This is a genomic window from Pantoea sp. WMus005 (assembly GCF_013415305.1).
GTDB lineage: Bacteria > Pseudomonadota > Gammaproteobacteria > Enterobacterales > Enterobacteriaceae > Pantoea > Pantoea rara.
In genome coordinates this window covers 1631542-1648461 of sequence record NZ_JACBXU010000001.1, presented here as the reverse complement: position 1 = coordinate 1648461, position 16920 = coordinate 1631542, and the positions used below count along the sequence as shown (strand labels likewise).

Sequence of the window (16920 nt, the reverse complement as noted above, 5' to 3'; positions counted from 1 at the left end):
GAAGCGGGGTCTTACAGATCGACAGTCACTGCCAGTTAGTTACTGCGGGCAAAACCCAGCAGGCTCAGCAGGCTGACGAAGATGTTGTACAACGAAACATAGAGGCTGACCGTCGCCCGGATGTAGTTGGTTTCGCCACCGTGAATGATGTTGCTGGTTTCCCACAAAATCGCACCAGCTGAAAACAAAATGAAGAGGGCGCTGATGGCCAGATGCAATGCAGGCAGCTGCAGGAAGAGGTTGGCGACCACAGCAACCAGCAACACGACGAAACCTGCCATCATCATGCCGCCGAGGAAGGACATATCACGACGGGTGGTCAGCACGTAAGCTGAACAGCAGAAGAACACCAGCGCTGTGCCGCCCAGCGCCAGCGCTATCACGTCACCCATGCCTGCGGTTAAGAAGGAACTCAGGATAGGCCCCAGGCAATATCCCAGAAAGCCGGTAAAAGCAAAAGCAGCCAGGATGCCCATCGGGCTGTTAGCCAGACGGTAGGTTAAAAACATCAGGCCATAGAAGCCGACCAGCATCAGGATTAACCCCGGCGCAGGCAGGGCCAGCAGGGTGCTGGCTGTCGCCGTAACGGCCGAGAAGGCCAGGGTCAGTCCAAGAAGAAAATAGGTATTGCGCAGAACTCTGTGCGTTGACAGCAATGAGGACTGCGATGAGGTGACAATTCTTTCCATGTTGCGCTCCTTTAAGCAGAACACCAAATATGTGCCGAGAATACGCAGGCCATTAAAGAGGGAAAAGGCGTTTTACCCTTCTTTACGCGTTAATCTGCTAATTGTTTGAGCAGAGTGGCGATTTTGACATCAAAAAATCACAATCTGGCTGTTTTTCAGGCAAATAGACAGATAGGTGCTTTACATCCCTAAACGGGGTGTTTATAGTGCGCGTCATTGCGGAGGGGTGGCCGAGCGGCTTAAGGCAGCGGTCTTGAAAACCGCCGATGGGAAACCATCCGAGAGTTCGAATCTCTCCTCCTCCGCCACTTTATTTGCCATGAGCAATAAAGCGGTAGGAATCAATAATTTTGCCGATGCAGTACAGTTTCAAAACGGAGGGGTGGCCGAGCGGCTTAAGGCAGCGGTCTTGAAAACCGCCGATGGGAAACCATCCGAGAGTTCGAATCTCTCCTCCTCCGCCACATTTTACAGGCCAGCACTCAGTGCTGGCCTGTTTCGTTTCTGCCCTCTCTGTTTCTTCTTCCTGTCCGAAAAAAGCGTGCCTCTCTCTGTGACGTGTGGCTGCGCATTCATCTCTCCGGTGCATCTCTGCTATAGTCCACTCACTGTTTTTGCAAACATCTGGCGCATTTCTGAGGCGAGCTGAGTTACACTGTTGATTACATCGCTCTGAGGCGAGCTAATCGGTTGATAGCCAGAGTGTTTCTTTACTGAATGAATGGAATAGGCACAATGATCAAGAAACTGAGTCTTTGCGCATTGTCAGTGCTCGCTGCATTGCCGGTCGGAACGGTAGCATTTGCTGCTGAGGGTGATATGCAGCTGCAACAGGTGCTGATGTTAAGTCGTCACAATCTGCGTGCGCCGCTGGCTGATAATGGCAGCGTGCTGGCGCAGTCGACCAAAAAGAGCTGGCCGCAGTGGGATGTTCCCGGCGGACAGCTGACCACCAAAGGTGGTGTGCTGGAAGTCTACATGGGTAACTACACCCGTCAGTGGCTGGCACAGCAGGGCCTTGTGAAGAACGGCAGCTGTCCTGACAGCAATAACGTCTTTGTATACGCGAACAGCCTGCAGCGCACTGTGGCCACCGCCCAGTTCTTTGTCAATGGCGCCTTCCCTGGCTGTGACGTCGCGGTCACTCATCAGGATGAAATGGGCTCCATGGATCCTATCTTCAATCCGGTTATCACAGACGGCACCGATGCATTCAATAAGAAAGCACTGGCCGCGATGGCTGCCGCGAATGAAAAACTGTCGCTGAAGCCTGCCTTCCAGCGCCTCGAAAAGATTGTTGACTACAAAGCATCGCCTGCCTGCAACAACAAAAAGCAGTGTGACCTCAGTAGTGGCCAGAACACCTTCAGCGCTGAAAACGGTAAAGAGCCGACTGTCAGTGGCCCGCTGAAAGTGGGTAACTCTCTGATGGATGCCTTCACCCTGCAATATTACGAAGGTTTCCCGCTGGATCAGGTTGCGTGGGGCCAGATCAAAACGCCTGAACAGTGGAAAGAGCTGTCTGCGATCAAAAATGGTTATCAGGATGCGCTGTTCACCAGCCCGGACGTTTCACGCGAAGTGGCGGCTCCACTGGTGGATTATATCCGCAGTCAGTTAGTGGATCAGGACAAAGCCAACGCGCCGAAAATTACGCTGATGGTCGGCCATGACTCGAACATCGCCTCACTGCTGAGCGCGCTGCAGGTCAAGCCTTATGAACTGCCTGATACTTACGAAAAAACGCCGATTGGCGGTCAGGTGGTTTTCGAACGCTGGCATGATGCGAAAAATGATAAAGACCTGCTCAAAGTCGAGTATGTCTATCAGACCGCCGATCAGCTGCGCAACGCGGACGTGCTAAGCCTGAAGAACCCACCGAAGCGCGTGACGCTGCAACTGGCAGGGTGTGAGACCGATGCCAACGGCTATTGCAGCTGGGATCAGTTTTCACAGGCACTAAATGCTGCGCTGCAGGGTACGCCAATGCAGCCAGCGGCGGCCCCACAACCCGCAGCACAGTCTGACGACGACAGCGCAAAAGCCGCAGCAACGAATGACGCTGCTGCTGATAAAGCTGAAGCGGATAAAGCGACCGCAGCCAAAGCGAAAGCCGACAAAGCTGCCGCTGAGAAGTCTGAAGCAGATAAAGCCGCCGCTGCTGAGAAAGCAAAAGCGGATAAAGCCGCTGCTGAGAAGGCAAAAGCAGACAAAGCGGCAGCGGATAAAGCCGCCGCTGCTGAGAAAGCAAAGGCGGATAAAGCGGCAGCCGATAAAGCCGCTGCTGAGAAAGAGAAGGAAGACAAAGCAGCCTCAGCCAGTGATGCGAAAACTGACCAGGCTAACGCTGCGAATAAGCCTGTTGCTGCGCACAATGACGAATCAAAGTCAGCGGCTGCGGCAACGCAGTAATCGCGCTATCCGGCCGATAATAAAAAACCCCGTCGAGACGGGGTTTTTTTATGGCTGAAGGGCGATTAACCCGCGACAACCACCAGTTTCTGGTTAGCAAACTCTTTGATACCCAGATCAGAAAGCTCACGACCATAGCCTGAACGTTTCACACCACCAAAAGGCAGTTCCGCTGAGGTGTCGCTCTGCGAGTTGATAAATACCATGCCGGTTTCAATGGCGGACGCCAGTTTACGACCGCGCGCCGTATCCCGCGTCCAGACTGAGCCACCCAGACCGTAGTGTGAGTCGTTTGCCAGTGCCACAGCCGCGTTATCATCACCCACGACATAAACCTGCGCTACAGGGCCGAAGAACTCCTGATAATAGGCAGGGTTGTCCGGGGTAATGCCAGTAAGAATGGTGGGCTGATAGAAGCAACCTGCGCCTTCAACCGCTTTACCGCCTGTCACCAGTTTTGCCCCATTTGCCACGGCTTCGTCGACCTGTTTCACCAGGCGGTCACGCGCGTCAGCGGAAGAGAGCGGGCCAAGGCTGGTCTTCTCATCCAGGGGATCGCCCAGTGTGGCAGAACTCAGCGCAGCGCTGAACTGGCTGATAAAGCGATCGGCAATCTTCTCATGCAGGATGAAACGTTTTGCGGCGGTACAGACCTGACCGCAGTTGCTGAGGCGCGCCTGCACGCCCTGACGGACGGCTTCGTCGAGATCGGCGTCATCCAGCACCACAAACACGTCATTGCCGCCCAGTTCCAGCGTCGATTTCTTCAGATGCTTACCGGCCTGCTCAGCCACGGCGCTACCTGCGCGCTCGGAACCGGTCAGGGCGACACCCTGCACCCGATCATCAGCAATCAGATCGGCGACCTGATCGGTGGAGATGAACAGGTTAGTCCAGGCACCTTCAGGCGCACCTGCTTCACGAACCAGCTTTTCAAAGACATCGGCACAGTGCGGCACAATGTTGGCATGTTTCGCCAGCACCGGGTTACCCAGTGCCAGGTTCGGCGCCAGCACGCGCATCAGCTGATAATAAGGGAAGTTCCACGGCTCGACGGCGACTAACACGCCAATCGGGTGATACTCGACCCAGGCTTCGCCCAGCTCGCTGGGATAGGACTGCGGCTGCAGAATACGTTCCGCATTTTCAGCGTAGTAGCGGGCAATCTGCGAACAGATTTTCACTTCGCCACGGCTTTGACCAATCAGTTTACCCATCTCTTTACTGGCGATGGTGGCCAGCTCTTCCGCGCGGCTATCAATCAGGTCAGCCAGTTTTTTCAGCACCTGCAGACGCGGCTGAATATCACCTTTGCTCCATGAAGAATGGAAAAGGCGATCGGCCACTTCGAGGGCATGGCTGACGGCGGCTTCATCGTGTGACAGCCAGCTTTTCAGCAACTGGTTGTTTGCGGGATTAATGCTTTGATAGGAAGACATAGGTACTCCTTGGTGATCTAAAAAATTGAGGGCGGGAAAGTCCCGCCCCTGAATCAGACGTTCTTGCGTTCTACGGGCTTGTCATCCCAGGTCAGGAGATCTTTATCGGTTTTTTCAAAGGCACGAATCAGCACGTCATCGCTGCCTTGCTGACGCCAGATCTCTTCTGCCAGTCTCTCATCGTAATTCGCCACTTCGAAAATGGCCTCGGCAATTTCAGGGGAGGTATGACGCAGACTTGCCCATTCGCCAACGTGATGTGCTTTCGATTGTTCAGTAGACATACTTTTCTCCTTTGATTAAATCAGTCCTGCAGTTTGACGGTGAGTCCGGCAACATGTTCACCCTGGAAACGGGCAATGTTGAGTTCCGCTTCTGTCGGCTGACGGGAACCGTCGCCGCCTGCCAGCGTGGTCGCACCATAAGGTGTGCCACCGCGAACCTGTGAGATATCGAACAGCTCTTTGGTTCCATAGCCGATAGGGACAATCACCATGCCGTGATGCGCCAGGGTGGTCCAGACTGACGTAATAGTCTGTTCCTGACCGCCGCCAGTGCCAGTTGAAGTAAAGACGCTGGCGACTTTGCCAAACAGTGCGCCTGATGCCCAGAGACCGCCTGTGCGATCCCAGAATGTCCGCATTTGTCCGGCCATGTTGCCAAAGCGGGTCGGAGTGCCAACGATAATCGCGTCATAGTGCGGCAGCACGTCAGGCGTGGCTTCTGCCGCCTGCTGATCAGTTTTGCCGCCCACCTGTGCAAAGCGATCGGCCTCCATCGTTTCTGGTACCCGCAGAATATCCACTTCCGCGCCGGGAACCCGACGAGCGCCTTCTGCAACCGCGTTCGCCATTGTTTCAATATGTCCGTACATCGAATAGTAGAGCACCAGAATCTTAGCCATAGATCTCTCCAGGTGGTTTTGACGTCCAGAAAAAGTATAGAAGAGCTTTCGTTTTACGCAGGTGATGCTGAAGCCGCAGTGAAGATGTCGGGCAATAAATCTGCAGCTAATCGGTTGTATGCCGACTAAATGTTCGTTCTTTAATCAAATTGCTGGTGATAACTCTGTTGCGAAATGTGACTGGCGGAGGAGTTAAAGCAGAATCTGGCTATTATTTAATCAAGGGCTGAGTTCACGTTTCGGACCCTGAATCCTTTTTTTGATTCTTATTTATCGCACTACGCGACAGGAGCAAATCATGACAACGCATCGTGGAGGTTCAGGCAATTTTGCTGAGAATCGTGAGCGTGCCGCAGAAGCGGGACGTAAAGGCGGAAAAAACAGCGGCGGTAATTTCAAAAATGACCCGCAGCGTGCCGCGCGTGCCGGTGAAAAGGGCGGACGCAGCAGTCCTAAAAAAGCGGACGCATAACTCCGTATTGCCGCCGGTTCAGACCGGCGGTGAGCATCATTGCTTTTCTACCTCGCTCTCCCCACAATATCGTCCGAATCCATCATCAGGTGAATTATGTCGGACACACCCCGCGGTTTAACCCTGCGCCTGACGCGGCAGGAGCTGGTATTACTTTTTATCACTATGATCTGGGGCGGCACCTTTCTGGTCGTGCATCGTGCGATGCAGTACTCCGGTCCTTTCTTCTTTGTCGGCCTGCGTTTTGCCACCGCCGCGCTACTGCTGGCACTGTTTTTCCGCCGTTATCTGGCTGGAATGACCTGGCTGGAGGTGAAAGCAGGCGTGCTGATTGGCCTGTCGATCGCCGGAGGTTATGGCCTTCAGACCTGGGGAATGCAGACCATCTCCAGCAGTCAGTCCGCTTTTCTCACTGCCCTCTATGTTCCGGTGGTGCCGTTGCTGCAGTGGCTATTTTTACGCCGTCCGCCGGGAGTCATGTCATGGCTGGGGATTGTGCTGGCGTTTACCGGCTTGCTACTGGTGGCCAGCCCGCAGGATGGCCGCATCAGGCTTAATGCCGGTGAAATAGCGACGCTTCTTAGCACGCTGGCGATTGCCGCCGAGATCATCTTAATCAGCCGCTATGCCGGTCAGGTCGATGTACGCCGCGTGACGTTGATCCAGCTGGCAGTGGCGTCGCTGTGTGCCTTTGGGCTGATGATCCCTGATGGGGAGACGGTGCCTGCGATCTCAACGCCGTTGCTACTCAGCGCGCTGGGATTGGGTGCGGCCAGTGCGCTGATTCAGGTCACCATGAACTGGGCGCAACGCAGCGTTTCGCCAACCCGTGCCACGGTAATTTATGCCGGAGAGCCAGTATGGGCTGGGGTAGTAGGACGTATTGCGGGTGAGCGTCTGCCTGCGCTGGCGTTGCTGGGTGGGGCGCTGATCGTCTGCGGGGTTATCGTCAGTGAGCTGCGACTGAAACGAAAAAAAACGGTGCAGCCTGCTGCCACACCGCTGGAGTAGTTAACCCTGCTGCCGCGCCAGCGGCTTATCCTGCTGCGCCGCGCTGCGTCGGCGCAGAATGGCATTAAGGATAATCGCGCCAAAGGTAGCTGTACCGATCCCGCCCAGCGTGAAAGAGCCGATTTTCAGCGCGAAATCCCCTGCACCGAGAACCAGTGTGGTAGCAACCATAATCAGGTTGCTGTTCTGACCTAAATCGACATGGTTCTGCACCCAGATGCGTGCGCCTGCCACTGCAATCAGTCCGAACACCACAATGGATGCGCCGCCAATAACCGGGGCCGGAATGGTGTGGATTAGTGCACCAAACTTCGGCGAAAAACCGGCGAGGATAGCGACGATGGCCGCGGCAACAAACGCCAGGGTGGAATAGACTTTCGTCACGGCCATCACGCCAATATTCTCGGCATAGGTCGTTACGCCACTGCCGCCGATCGAGCCAGAAAGGATGGTGGCCAGGCCATCGCCGACAAAAGCCCGTCCCATGTAAGGATCGAGATTCCGGCCCGTCATGCCCGCTACCGCTTTCAGATGTCCGAGGTTTTCAGCCACCAGAATGATCGCGACCGGTGCGATCAGCACCATTGCCTGCAGATCAAAGGTCGGTGCGGTGGTGTGCGGCAGACCAAACCAGGCAGCCTGTGACAGCATCGTAAAATCGACCGGCTTGCCCAATCCGAGACCGTTGGTCAGAATCGCATAGATTGCCCACGCCAGAATCAGACCGACCAGTATCAGCAGACGCTGAATCATTCCGTGGGTAAACACCGCCACCAGACCGATACAGAGCACGGTCATCACCGCGACCCAGCTGTCGAATGAAGAGGCGGAGACGCTGTGAACCGCGACTGGAGCCAGATTCAGCCCGATCGCCATCACCACCGCGCCAGTCACCACCGGCGGCATCAGGTTTTCGATCCAGCGCGTCCCTGACTTCATCACCACCAGCCCAATCAGCGTGTAAAGAACGCCACAGGCGATGACGCCGCCCAGTGCCACGCTGAGGTTGGGATTCAGTCCCTGACCACTGAAGCCGGTTACCGCAATCACCACCCCCACAAAGGCAGCGCTCGACCCAAGGTAGCTGGGCACACGTCCGCCGGTAATAAAGAAGAACAGCAGCGTGCCAATACCCGAAACCAGAATGGCCAGATTGGGATCCAACCCCATCAGCAGCGGCATCAGCACCGTTGCGCCAAACATCGCCACCGCATGCTGTAAACCCAGCACCAGCGTTTGTCCCAGAGGCAGTGTCTCATCCGGGGCGATAATACCGTTTTCTGTTAGTGCCGACTTCTTCTGCCATTGCGGAAACCAGGATCGTGCCATCGTCTACTCCAGAGCGCTATGAATGCCGGTGAGTTACAGGGAAGTGTTAACAGGCATCCTGCCGCATCAGGGGATGGTATCCCCGGTCAAACCAGGCCAGGCCATGGGTGTCGTCATTGCGCACTAAACCCACAACCTCACAGAACAGCGTGTCATGCGTGCCGACACTGACAATCTGTGTAATGCGACAGTCAAAAGAGGCGACTGCGCCGCTCAGCACCGGCGAGCCGGTCACGGCCGTCGACCACTCAGCGGCAATAAAACGGTCAGCCATGGGTGTTTTTCCGCCAAACAGATTGGAGAGCGTTTCGTGTCCTGCCGCCAGCGTATTGACGCAGAGCTGCATGTTTTCGCGGAACACCGGGTACACCGATGCAGCGCGGTTCAGGCAGACCAGCAGCGTCGGTGGCGAATCGGTGACGCTACACACCGCAGAGGCGGTAAAGCCAGCGCGTCCGGCCGGTCCTTCTGTAGTGATGATGTTGACCGCAGCACCCAGCAGCGACATCGCATTACGAAACTCAGTTTTCTCAACGACTGGGGTAAGGGTTTCCAGGCTCATCGTGTTCTCCGCGAAAGGGTTAGCCGGCGACGCGCTGCAGGGGCTGCACGTCATCAGTCTGATCCAGCCACTGCAGTAGCAGGGCATTAAAGTTTTCAGGGTCGGTGACGCTCATGGCGTGGCCGCCCCAGGCCATCATCTGTTCAGTGGCGTTAGGCAGCGCCGCGGCCAGCCCGGTTGAGCAGCTCCACGGCACCAGCAGATCGTCCTGACTGGCAATCACCAGCACCGGTTGCGGAATGGCAGACGCCCGTGCGCTGAAGTCGGCGCTCATCAGGGCATGCAGCCGTCGCATCAGGTTTTCCATCCCCTGAAAATGCGTGACGTGATGGCTATCTTCCTGCTCCAGACGCGTCTGATGCCTGGCCATCCACTCAGCAGGATAGAGAAACAGCGGCTGAGCGCGGACGAAAGCTTCGACGCCGACATTGAGCAGCAGATCCTGCCGCACCTGGAAACAGCGGCGGGTATGCGGATGCAGCGTCAGCCAGCCGTTGATTACTACGATCCGTTCGATCCGGTCCGGATAATCCAGCGCCAGCTGCATTCCCACCAGACCGCCCAGCGCGTGGCCAATCAGGCTGAAGCGCAGGATGCCGTGTTGCGCCAGCGCGTTGGCCAGCTCAGCCGCCATCATAGCCATGTTGTAGCCTTCCGGTAAGCTGTCCGCGCTGCGACCGGTGCCGCGCTGGTCATAGAGCACGACCCGATAGCGTGCCGTCAGGGCCGCCAGCTGCGGCTGCCAGAAACCCGCCACGCCGCCCAGACCGGAAGAGAGCACCAGTGTCGGTGCCTCGGGATTTTGCAGGCCCAGAATATCCAGCTGCATCAGACCTCCGGCTTGCCGATGTGCGCCACGCTGGCGATCTCAATCAGCGCGTCAGGCTTGACCAGCCCGCACTGGATGCAGAAACGGGCAGGCTTTTCACCGGGGAAGTATTCGGCATAAACCTGATTCACCGCGGCGTAGTTCGACCAGTCGGTGATGAAGATCGAGTTAAATGTCACATCGGCCATGCTGCCACCGGCGGTCTCAATGACCTTTTTAATGGTTTCCAGTACGTGGCGGGTCTGCGCGGCGGCATCACCCACATGCACCACATTATTGTCACCATCAAATGGCAGCGTACCCGAGACATAGACCACCCCATCCGCCAGCGTGCCGGGGACAAACGGGGCGATGGGTGTGGTGGTGCCCGGCGGAACAATAATACTTTTCGGCATTGCGACCTCCTCTTAGTGGATTAGCGGGTATTCAGACTTTCGCAGAAGGTATCAACATCCGAGACCCAGCCAAAAAAGGTTTCGATGTTGAACAGCGCCGCCTGCTGAGCAAAGGGCGGACCAGCCTGATATGTGGCGTCTTCCAGCACGACCCCGAAGTACTCCAGGAAGAAGCCGTCGCGCAAGGTCGATTCCACACAGACGTTGGTGGCGATGCCGGTAAAAATCAGATGTCGGATACCGCGACTGCGCAGCATGCTGTCGAGCGGGGTGTTATAGAAGCCGCTGTAACGTGATTTTGGCAGCACAATGTCACCCGCTTGTGGCACCAGTTCATCGACCAGCGCATAATCCCAGCCGCCTTTCGACAGCAGCGAGCCCTGCAGTTCAGGCCGCTTGCGCATGGTTTTCAGCGCATTCGACTTGTGGAAGTTGGGGGAACCCGCGTCACCGGCTTCAACATAGTCACTGTCCCAGCCGTTCTGAAACCAGATGATCTGAACACCTGCCGCACGGGCCGCCGTCACCGCCTGATGGATCTTCTCAATCACCGGTTTCGTAGTGGAAACATCGAAGCCCGCCAGATCGAGGTAGCCGCCTTCAGTGGCATAGGCATTCTGCATATCGACGACAATCAGCGCCGTCTGGCCGGGTGGAAAGGCAATCGGCTCTGGCCGCGCAGGCAGTTCAACCTGCAGAGCATCCGGGGTGTGGGCACAATAAACGGTACTCATTATGCCACCTCCTGGTGTGCGTCGGGCAGGGCGCTGCGACAGGCCATCAGCGGCTGAATGTGCTGACCGAAGTTCTCAATACCTTGCAGGAAATCATCAAAGGTCAGCAGCACGCCGTGAGTGCCTTCAACCTGCGCCACTTCATCCAGCATCCGCGCTACGTTTGCGTACGACCCTACCAGCGTGCCCATATTGATGTTGACGGCCGAGGTCGGATCCGCCATCTGGCGCACATTGGTGTCACTGCCTGATTTGGTGTCCTGCTGACTCTGTGTGGTGAGCCAGGAGAGCGCCTCTTCGTCCGCACCGGCTTTGTAGTGTTCCCACTTAGCCCGCGCTTCTTCATCTGTTTCAGCGGCAATGATCATAAACAGCACATAGGAGCCGACATCACGGCCCGCTTTTTCAGCGGCCTGCTTCATGCGAATTGAGGTCGGGCTGAACGCAGAAGGCGTGTTTACCCCTTTGCCGAAGCAGAAGTTGTAATCGGCGTGCTGGGCGGAGAAGGCCATACCGGCATCACTCTGTCCGGCGCAAATCACTTTCATCGGGCGCTGTGGTTGCGGACTGACGCGGCAGTCATTCATGGTGAAGAACTCACCTTTGAAGTCCGATTTTCCGGTGCCCCACAGGTCACGCAGCACGGTAACGTATTCGGTCAGATAAGCGTAACGGCTGCCGAAGTACTCATCACCTGGCCACATCCCCATCTGTTCATATTCTGGTTTCTGCCAGCCAGTCACCAGGTTAACGCCGAAGCGACCACCTGAAATGGAATCGATAGTGGATGCCATGCGCGCCACAATTGCCGGTGGCAGTGTCAGAGTGGCTGCGGTGGCATAAATCTCAATACGTGATGTGACGGCAGCCAGTCCCGCCATCAGGGTGAATGACTCCAGGTTATGATCCCAGAATTCTGTTTTTCCGCCGAAGCCGCGCAGTTTGATCATCGAGAGCGCAAAGTCGAAGTGGTAATGCTCTGCTTTCAGCACGATGGCTTTGTTCAGTTCAAAGGTTGGCATGTACTGCGGCGCATTGGACGAAATCAGCCAGCCATTGTTACCAATCGGAATAAAGACGCCTATCTTCATGTGAAACCTCGTTGCGATGGGGGAAAGGTGTTTCACGCGCTGCACTGCATCCTGCTACGTCCCTGTAGGCTGCGCTCAGTCACAATTCTGCAATCTGTGTGCCACATTTTTTATTCTTTTGAATAACAATGAGTTAGATTTAACCCAAAAGAGGTAAGTGGAGTAACGGGTCCATTTCGGACCATCTGGTCAAAATTCGCTGCACGTTTTGCATGCAGGGTGAGCAAAAAAGGTGCAGGACGCGGATTGGGCAGCGATGAATCCCTTTGCTATGATGCGCTGACACCAGATGGATGAGGTAAATGTGTGAATACCGATGAAAAAAAGCCAACGCGTCGTTCGCGTGCGGTCGCAGCGAAGCGGGCCGCCATACTGGATGCGGCATTAACCTTCTTCTCACAGTTTGGCATTCACGGTACCAGCCTCGATAAGGTGGCTGAGCTGGCCGATGTCTCTAAAACCAATCTGCTCTACTATTTCCCCTCTAAAGAAGTGCTCTATGTGGCGGTGCTCAAACAGATCCTGGATGTCTGGCTGGCTCCGTTGCGCGCGCTGGCGCACGATCAGGATCCGCTGGTTGCGATCCGACGCTACATCCGGCTGAAACTGGAGGTGTCGCGCGATCATCCTCAGGCTTCCCGACTGTTCTGTCTGGAGATGCTGCAGGGGGCGCCGTTGCTGAAAGGGGAGCTGGCGGGCGATCTCAAGCAACTGGTGGATGACAAGGCGGCAATTATTGAACGCTGGATTGATGAAGGACAACTGGCCGGCGTACAGCCACAGCATTTGATCTTTATGCTCTGGGCCACCACGCAGCACTACGCCGATTTTGCTACTCAGGTTGAGGCGGTCACCGGCCAGACACTCAGCGATCCGGCGTTTTTCGACCAGGCCGTTGATAACGTTCAGCGCATGATCATAGAAGGGATTCGCGTACGCTAAATCAGGCCACATACACCGTTCGGTGACGGAGTTAATCAATGGATTCTGTTTCGCAGTTCGTTCTGGGTGCTTCGGTCAGTGTCGCCGTGATGGGACGTCGGGTACCGGTCTGGCAGGCCGCGCTGGTGGGCGGTATCTGCGGCACCTTACCCGATCTCGATGTGTTTATTGACCATGGCGATGCGATACGCAACATGACGCTGCATCGCACGGAAACGCATGCGCTGCTCTGGCTCACGCTGGCATCGCCACTGATTGCCTGGCTTGTCGCGGGATGGTTTCGTCAGCGGGTGAAGTGGCCGCACTGGTGGCCCGCGATCTGGCTGGCGCTGATTACCCATCCGCTGCTCGATTTGATGACGGTGTATGGCACCCAGCTTGGTCTGCCGATCACTGATCATCCCTATGCCATTGGCAGTATTTATATCGTCGATCCCCTCTATACGCTGCCGCTGCTTATAGGGTTGTGCGTCGCGCTCTGGCGTCGTGGTGGTAAAGGACTGCGCGGAAACCGACTCGGACTGATGCTGAGTACATTGTATCTCGTCTGGAGCGTGATGATTCAGGGCATCGCAGGCTGGCAGATTCGTGATTCGCTGACACAGCAGGGGATTGCTGCAAATAAAGTGCTGGTGACGCCGACTGCCTTTAACACGCTGGTCTGGCGCAGCGTAATTATGACGCAGGATCGCTACGGCGAAGCTTACTGGTCGCTGTTATCACCCTCGCATCCGTTGCAGGTCACCTGGTATCCGCGACATCCCGAACTGTTCGACGCCTTCCGGGGTAGCTGGGCCGCAGAACGTGTTGCCTGGTTCAGCCACGGCTTTTATGCCCTGCGTGAGCAGGATGGGCAGACGACGATTGCCGATCTGCGCATGGGCGAAGGCGATAATTATACGTTCACCTTTGATCTGGGCACGCCTCTGCAGCCTGATCCACGGCCAGAGCGCTTACCTTATGAACGCCCCTCGTTGTCGGCTATTTTCTCTGCGTTGGGCGAGCGTCTGTAAAAAAAGCCCGGTCAACTGACCGGGCTTTTTTCCTGCTGTTACCGATTAGCGGCCGCGACGATTACGCAGCAGCCAGCCCACACCCAGCAGGGCAAACCAGAGAGGCGTCACCATCAGCGCCTGGCGCGTATCTTCCTGCAGCGTCAGCAGCACCAGCACAAAGGCAAAGAAGGCCATACAGACCCAGCACATGAACTTGCCCAGCGGCATCTTAAATGCTGATTCAGCATGGCGCTGTGGATGCTTTTTACGATACGCCAGATAACTGCACAGAATGATGGTCCAGACGAACATAAACAGAATGGCCGAAACGGTGGTCACCAGCGTAAAGACCTTCATCACATCCGGAATCAGGTAGATTAACGCTACGCCAATCAGCAGACACAGGCAGGAGAAGAACAGGCCAGTGGTTGGGACCGCACGCGCAGAGAGCCGGCCAAAGGCGCGACTGGCCACACCCTGCTGCGACAGGCCATAGAGCATACGGCTGGTGGAAAAGATGCCGCTGTTGGCTGAGGAGGCGGCAGAGGTCAGCACCACAAAGTTAACGATACTCGCGGCAGCAGGCAGACCAATCAGTACGAACATCTCAACAAACGGACTGCGATCGGCCATCACCTGGGTCCACGGCGTTACCGCCATAATCACCATCAGTGCCAGCACGTAGAACATAATCACACGTAGCGGAATCGCGTTGATCGCGCGCGGTAAGACTTTATGCGGATTATGGGTTTCAGCGGCTGCCGTACCCACCAGTTCAATACCGACAAAAGCAAACACCGCGATCTGGAACCCGGCAAAGAAGCCGCTAAGACCTTTAGGGAACATCCCGCCATGATCCCAGATGTTGCTGAGTGCTGCCGTGCCGCCACCGGGTGAAGGATAGTGAATCGACACCAGCACAATGCCGGTCACGATCAGCGCCACAATAGCGACGATTTTAATAATCGCGAACCAGAACTCCATCTCGCCAAACAGCTTGACGGTGGCAATGTTGAGTGCCAGAAAAACGACCACGCAGAGCAGGGCGCTCATCCATATCGAGAAGCCTGGGAACCAGAGCTGGAAATAGGCGCTGATGGCCACTACGTCGGCGATGCCGGTTACCACCCAGCAGAACCAGTAAGTCCAGCCGGTAAAATACCCAGCCCAGGGGCCAAGCAGATCGGCGGCAAAATCGCTGAAGGATTTGTACTCAAGGTTAGAGAGCAGCAACTCCCCCATCGCACGCATCACAAAGAACAGCATAAAGCCGATGATCATATAGACGAAGATGATCGAGGGGCCAGCCAGGCTGATGGTTTTACCGGAGCCCATAAACAGACCGGTGCCGATAGCACCGCCAATGGCGATGAGCTGGATGTGGCGATTATGCAGATTGCGCTGGAGCTTATCGGGCGCGTCGGGGGCATGTGCGGTTTCTTTAGATTGATCAACCATAGAATTGTCTTTCCTGTCTTGATGTTGTGTCAGCTCTGCTGGCTGTTAGTAAAGGCGTCTGCTCAAGGGCAAGTCGGATAAGATAGAGGAAGTCACCCCAAAGCCGGTAACAGTTTTTTACCTGATGTGACCCGGGTCCTGCGCAGACGTGACAGCGGCAGGTTATTCTGGTCAATCCTCCGTCAAACTGAGTAATGATTCATCACGTTGTGTCAGGCCAACGGCGTGAAGGGCAATGAGCTTCTACACTTTTCGTTTGCTAATCATCATGCTGCAAAGGGGACTATGCGCACGCTTATCCTGTTTCTGCTGTTAATCGCGCTGGGATGGGTCAGCTTACCCTGGCTGAAGCAGCATCTGCCGCCGCAGTTCAATCCTTTTACACCGCTCTCTGTGACCGATCCGCCGGGCTGGATCACGCAGATCAAGATGAAAAGGTTAAGCGATCCCGAGGTGTGTCTGGCGGTGATGCGCCGTGCTCAACAGGCAGGCTGGGTCAGTTTCAGCGAACGTCCCGCCGTTACGGGGAACTGTCCGCTCAATCATCCGCTTCGGATTCAGAAATTTGGGCCGGTCAGCCTCAGCAGCAGCTTTCTCGCCAGCTGTCCGATGGCAGTCGCCAGCACCATGTATGCGCTACGCAGTCGTGAACAGACTGCCAGAGATATGCACAGCCCACTGGTACGAATTACCCATGTCGGCAGCTATGCCTGTCGTAACATTTATCACCGCACACAGGGGCGGCTTAGTGAACATGCTACTGCTGATGCCTGGGATGTAACAGGCTTTCAGTTGGCTGATGGACAGCGGCTTGAAGTCAGTCGTCACTGGCAAAAGCCGGAAGAAAAAGCGGCCATGCTTCATACGCTGTGGCGCGGCGGCTGTGACGTATTCGGTAATGCACTGGGTCCGGATTACAATGCCGCGCACGCTTCACATTTTCATCTGGGTATGCGAGGAGCAGGCTATTGCCGATAAATCATCGGGCAGGATTAATACCGTGTTTGGTTAAGAGATGTTCAGAGGGTGACAGCAAATTCATTCCAGCGATCCTCGCTGAACCGGATCCATCGCTGCAAGAGTCTGTCAGCGCATGAGCACACTGATAAAGGACCTTAATTTAGTGCCAGGTATTTTAATAAAATAACGTCAGCGGAATAAACCACGTGTGCAAATTCTCAGCATTACCTGCGCCAGTTCGGCAGGCGTTATAATGAAATTCCTTCACGATCTCTCTGGAAGAGATAAGCCAAATTAATCGTATAAATAATGAAGGAACCGTTAAGAAAAAGAAGCGGGCTACACCGTCATTTATTTCTCAGGTAATGTAGTTGCGTGACTATCGGTGAGGTGATTTAACTGGCTATAATAGTGTGAGCATTCATCATGCTTTCGCTATATATAGCCTTTTCCGCCATGCCTTGCGGTAAGGCAGACGAGATCAGTGTCACAGTTGTGCTGTGCTTGCATCAGATTAGCCTTAATCAGATAAGTGGATATATCCCTGCAATCAGCGAATCGTTTAGCATCGTAACCTCATAGCGTGACTTAGCAGAATGCCTTTATTCAACAGGGCATCTTCACGCTTCCATGACACCCCGTAGTAACAGAGGCTGAACTGACGCAGGAGTGGCAGGACGTGGGGTGTGAGCCGGTGA

17 protein-coding genes and 2 tRNA genes are annotated in these 16920 nt (G+C 55.4%); 8 read left to right on the top strand and 11 right to left on the bottom strand.

Annotated features, from left to right (window positions below):
* Positions 1–35: 35 nt before the first annotated feature.
* Positions 36–689: an FtsH protease modulator YccA gene (gene yccA, locus HZZ01_RS07525; protein WP_179896152.1), complete on the bottom strand. Its 654-nt coding sequence runs from the start codon at positions 687–689 to the stop codon at positions 36–38.
* Between the two features lie 220 nt (positions 690–909).
* On the opposite strand from yccA, the gene HZZ01_RS07520 reads away from it, so the two are divergent.
* The 3 genes from HZZ01_RS07520 to agp all read left to right on the top strand — a co-directional run bounded on the left by HZZ01_RS07520 (position 910) and on the right by agp (position 3101).
* Positions 910–997, top strand: a tRNA-Ser gene (locus HZZ01_RS07520).
* Between the two features lie 68 nt (positions 998–1065).
* Positions 1066–1153 (top strand) — tRNA-Ser (locus tag HZZ01_RS07515).
* Positions 1154–1424: 271 nt separating this feature from the next.
* Positions 1425–3101: a bifunctional glucose-1-phosphatase/inositol phosphatase gene (gene agp / locus HZZ01_RS07510; RefSeq protein ID WP_179896150.1), complete on the top strand. Its 1677-nt coding sequence runs from the start codon at positions 1425–1427 to the stop codon at positions 3099–3101.
* A 65-nt stretch (positions 3102–3166) separates the two neighbouring features.
* Here agp and HZZ01_RS07505 read toward each other — a convergent pair whose 3' ends face one another.
* From HZZ01_RS07505 to wrbA, 3 genes are read right to left on the bottom strand one after another with little or no spacing between them, the layout of a single operon-like run.
* On the bottom strand, positions 3167–4540 hold the full coding sequence (locus tag HZZ01_RS07505; RefSeq protein WP_179896148.1) for an NAD-dependent succinate-semialdehyde dehydrogenase: 1374 nt from the start codon (positions 4538–4540) through the stop codon (positions 3167–3169).
* A gap of 53 nt (positions 4541–4593) precedes the next feature.
* The gene (locus HZZ01_RS07500; RefSeq protein ID WP_003850006.1) at positions 4594–4824 is read right to left on the bottom strand and encodes a YccJ family protein; all 231 of its coding nucleotides are present in this window, start codon (positions 4822–4824) and stop codon (positions 4594–4596) included.
* A gap of 20 nt (positions 4825–4844) precedes the next feature.
* Positions 4845–5444: an NAD(P)H:quinone oxidoreductase gene (wrbA, locus tag HZZ01_RS07495; RefSeq protein ID WP_179896147.1), complete on the bottom strand. Its 600-nt coding sequence runs from the start codon at positions 5442–5444 to the stop codon at positions 4845–4847.
* Between the two features lie 298 nt (positions 5445–5742).
* Between wrbA and HZZ01_RS07490 the strand changes: the two genes are divergently transcribed.
* Positions 5743–5916, top strand: coding sequence for a general stress protein (locus tag HZZ01_RS07490; RefSeq protein WP_013357370.1), 174 nt, complete (start codon positions 5743–5745; stop codon positions 5914–5916).
* Between the two features lie 96 nt (positions 5917–6012).
* Positions 6013–6927 carry a DMT family transporter gene (locus tag HZZ01_RS07485; protein WP_179896145.1) on the top strand — a complete coding sequence of 305 codons (915 nt, stop codon included), beginning with the start codon at positions 6013–6015 and terminating at the stop codon, positions 6925–6927.
* Here HZZ01_RS07485 and rutG read toward each other — a convergent pair whose 3' ends face one another.
* From rutG to rutA, 6 genes are read right to left on the bottom strand one after another with little or no spacing between them, the layout of a single operon-like run.
* Positions 6928–8256, bottom strand: coding sequence for a pyrimidine utilization transport protein G (gene rutG / locus HZZ01_RS07480; protein ID WP_179896143.1), 1329 nt, complete (start codon positions 8254–8256; stop codon positions 6928–6930).
* Positions 8257–8302: 46 nt separating this feature from the next.
* Positions 8303–8818 carry an NADH-dependent FMN reductase RutF gene (rutF, locus tag HZZ01_RS07475; RefSeq protein WP_179896142.1) on the bottom strand — a complete coding sequence of 172 codons (516 nt, stop codon included), beginning with the start codon at positions 8816–8818 and terminating at the stop codon, positions 8303–8305.
* A gap of 19 nt (positions 8819–8837) precedes the next feature.
* The gene (rutD, locus tag HZZ01_RS07470) at positions 8838–9647 is read right to left on the bottom strand and encodes a pyrimidine utilization protein D (RefSeq protein WP_179896140.1); all 810 of its coding nucleotides are present in this window, start codon (positions 9645–9647) and stop codon (positions 8838–8840) included.
* Positions 9647–10042 (bottom strand): pyrimidine utilization protein C, encoded by a 396-nt coding sequence (rutC, locus tag HZZ01_RS07465; protein ID WP_090962411.1) that lies wholly within the window; start codon positions 10040–10042, stop codon positions 9647–9649. The genes rutD and rutC overlap by 1 nt, the downstream gene beginning before the upstream one ends.
* Positions 10043–10062: 20 nt before the next feature.
* On the bottom strand, positions 10063–10776 hold the full coding sequence (gene rutB / locus HZZ01_RS07460; protein WP_179896138.1) for a pyrimidine utilization protein B: 714 nt from the start codon (positions 10774–10776) through the stop codon (positions 10063–10065).
* On the bottom strand, positions 10776–11867 hold the full coding sequence (gene rutA / locus HZZ01_RS07455; protein WP_179896137.1) for a pyrimidine utilization protein A: 1092 nt from the start codon (positions 11865–11867) through the stop codon (positions 10776–10778). The genes rutB and rutA overlap by 1 nt, the downstream gene beginning before the upstream one ends.
* A 306-nt stretch (positions 11868–12173) precedes the next feature.
* Here rutA and rutR point away from each other — a divergent pair, with 306 nt between their 5' ends.
* Together rutR and HZZ01_RS07445 are read left to right on the top strand one after the other, a co-directional pair.
* Positions 12174–12809: an HTH-type transcriptional regulator RutR gene (rutR, locus tag HZZ01_RS07450; RefSeq protein WP_179896136.1), complete on the top strand. Its 636-nt coding sequence runs from the start codon at positions 12174–12176 to the stop codon at positions 12807–12809.
* A 38-nt stretch (positions 12810–12847) separates the two neighbouring features.
* Complete coding sequence (locus HZZ01_RS07445) at positions 12848–13822, top strand: metal-dependent hydrolase (RefSeq protein WP_179896135.1); 975 nt, start codon at positions 12848–12850, stop codon at positions 13820–13822.
* Positions 13823–13867: 45 nt separating this feature from the next.
* On the opposite strand, the gene cycA is transcribed toward HZZ01_RS07445, so the two are convergent.
* Positions 13868–15262 (bottom strand): D-serine/D-alanine/glycine transporter, encoded by a 1395-nt coding sequence (gene cycA, locus HZZ01_RS07440; RefSeq protein ID WP_179896134.1) that lies wholly within the window; start codon positions 15260–15262, stop codon positions 13868–13870.
* A 285-nt stretch (positions 15263–15547) separates the two neighbouring features.
* Here cycA and HZZ01_RS07435 point away from each other — a divergent pair, with 285 nt between their 5' ends.
* A complete protein-coding gene (locus HZZ01_RS07435) occupies positions 15548–16240 on the top strand; it encodes an extensin family protein (RefSeq protein ID WP_179896133.1) in 693 nt (230 codons plus the stop codon).
* Positions 16241–16920: the final 680 nt, after the last annotated feature.

Bases quoted from the DNA above. Each gene is read 5' to 3' on its own strand.
- yccA (WP_179896152.1), bottom strand. From the start codon at position 689: ATGGAAAGAATTGTCACCTCATCGCAGTCCTCATTGCTGTCAACGCAC.
- agp (WP_179896150.1), top strand. From the start codon at position 1,425: ATGATCAAGAAACTGAGTCTTTGCGCATTGTCAGTGCTCGCTGCATTG.
- HZZ01_RS07505 (WP_179896148.1), bottom strand. From the start codon at position 4,540: ATGTCTTCCTATCAAAGCATTAATCCCGCAAACAACCAGTTGCTGAAA.
- HZZ01_RS07500 (WP_003850006.1), bottom strand. From the start codon at position 4,824: ATGTCTACTGAACAATCGAAAGCACATCACGTTGGCGAATGGGCAAGT.
- wrbA (WP_179896147.1), bottom strand. From the start codon at position 5,444: ATGGCTAAGATTCTGGTGCTCTACTATTCGATGTACGGACATATTGAA.
- HZZ01_RS07490 (WP_013357370.1), top strand. From the start codon at position 5,743: ATGACAACGCATCGTGGAGGTTCAGGCAATTTTGCTGAGAATCGTGAG.
- HZZ01_RS07485 (WP_179896145.1), top strand. From the start codon at position 6,013: ATGTCGGACACACCCCGCGGTTTAACCCTGCGCCTGACGCGGCAGGAG.
- rutG (WP_179896143.1), bottom strand. From the start codon at position 8,256: ATGGCACGATCCTGGTTTCCGCAATGGCAGAAGAAGTCGGCACTAACA.
- rutF (WP_179896142.1), bottom strand. From the start codon at position 8,818: ATGAGCCTGGAAACCCTTACCCCAGTCGTTGAGAAAACTGAGTTTCGT.
- rutD (WP_179896140.1), bottom strand. From the start codon at position 9,647: ATGCAGCTGGATATTCTGGGCCTGCAAAATCCCGAGGCACCGACACTG.
- rutC (WP_090962411.1), bottom strand. From the start codon at position 10,042: ATGCCGAAAAGTATTATTGTTCCGCCGGGCACCACCACACCCATCGCC.
- rutB (WP_179896138.1), bottom strand. From the start codon at position 10,776: ATGAGTACCGTTTATTGTGCCCACACCCCGGATGCTCTGCAGGTTGAA.
- rutA (WP_179896137.1), bottom strand. From the start codon at position 11,867: ATGAAGATAGGCGTCTTTATTCCGATTGGTAACAATGGCTGGCTGATT.
- HZZ01_RS07445 (WP_179896135.1), top strand. From the start codon at position 12,848: ATGGATTCTGTTTCGCAGTTCGTTCTGGGTGCTTCGGTCAGTGTCGCC.
- cycA (WP_179896134.1), bottom strand. From the start codon at position 15,262: ATGGTTGATCAATCTAAAGAAACCGCACATGCCCCCGACGCGCCCGAT.
- HZZ01_RS07435 (WP_179896133.1), top strand. From the start codon at position 15,548: ATGCGCACGCTTATCCTGTTTCTGCTGTTAATCGCGCTGGGATGGGTC.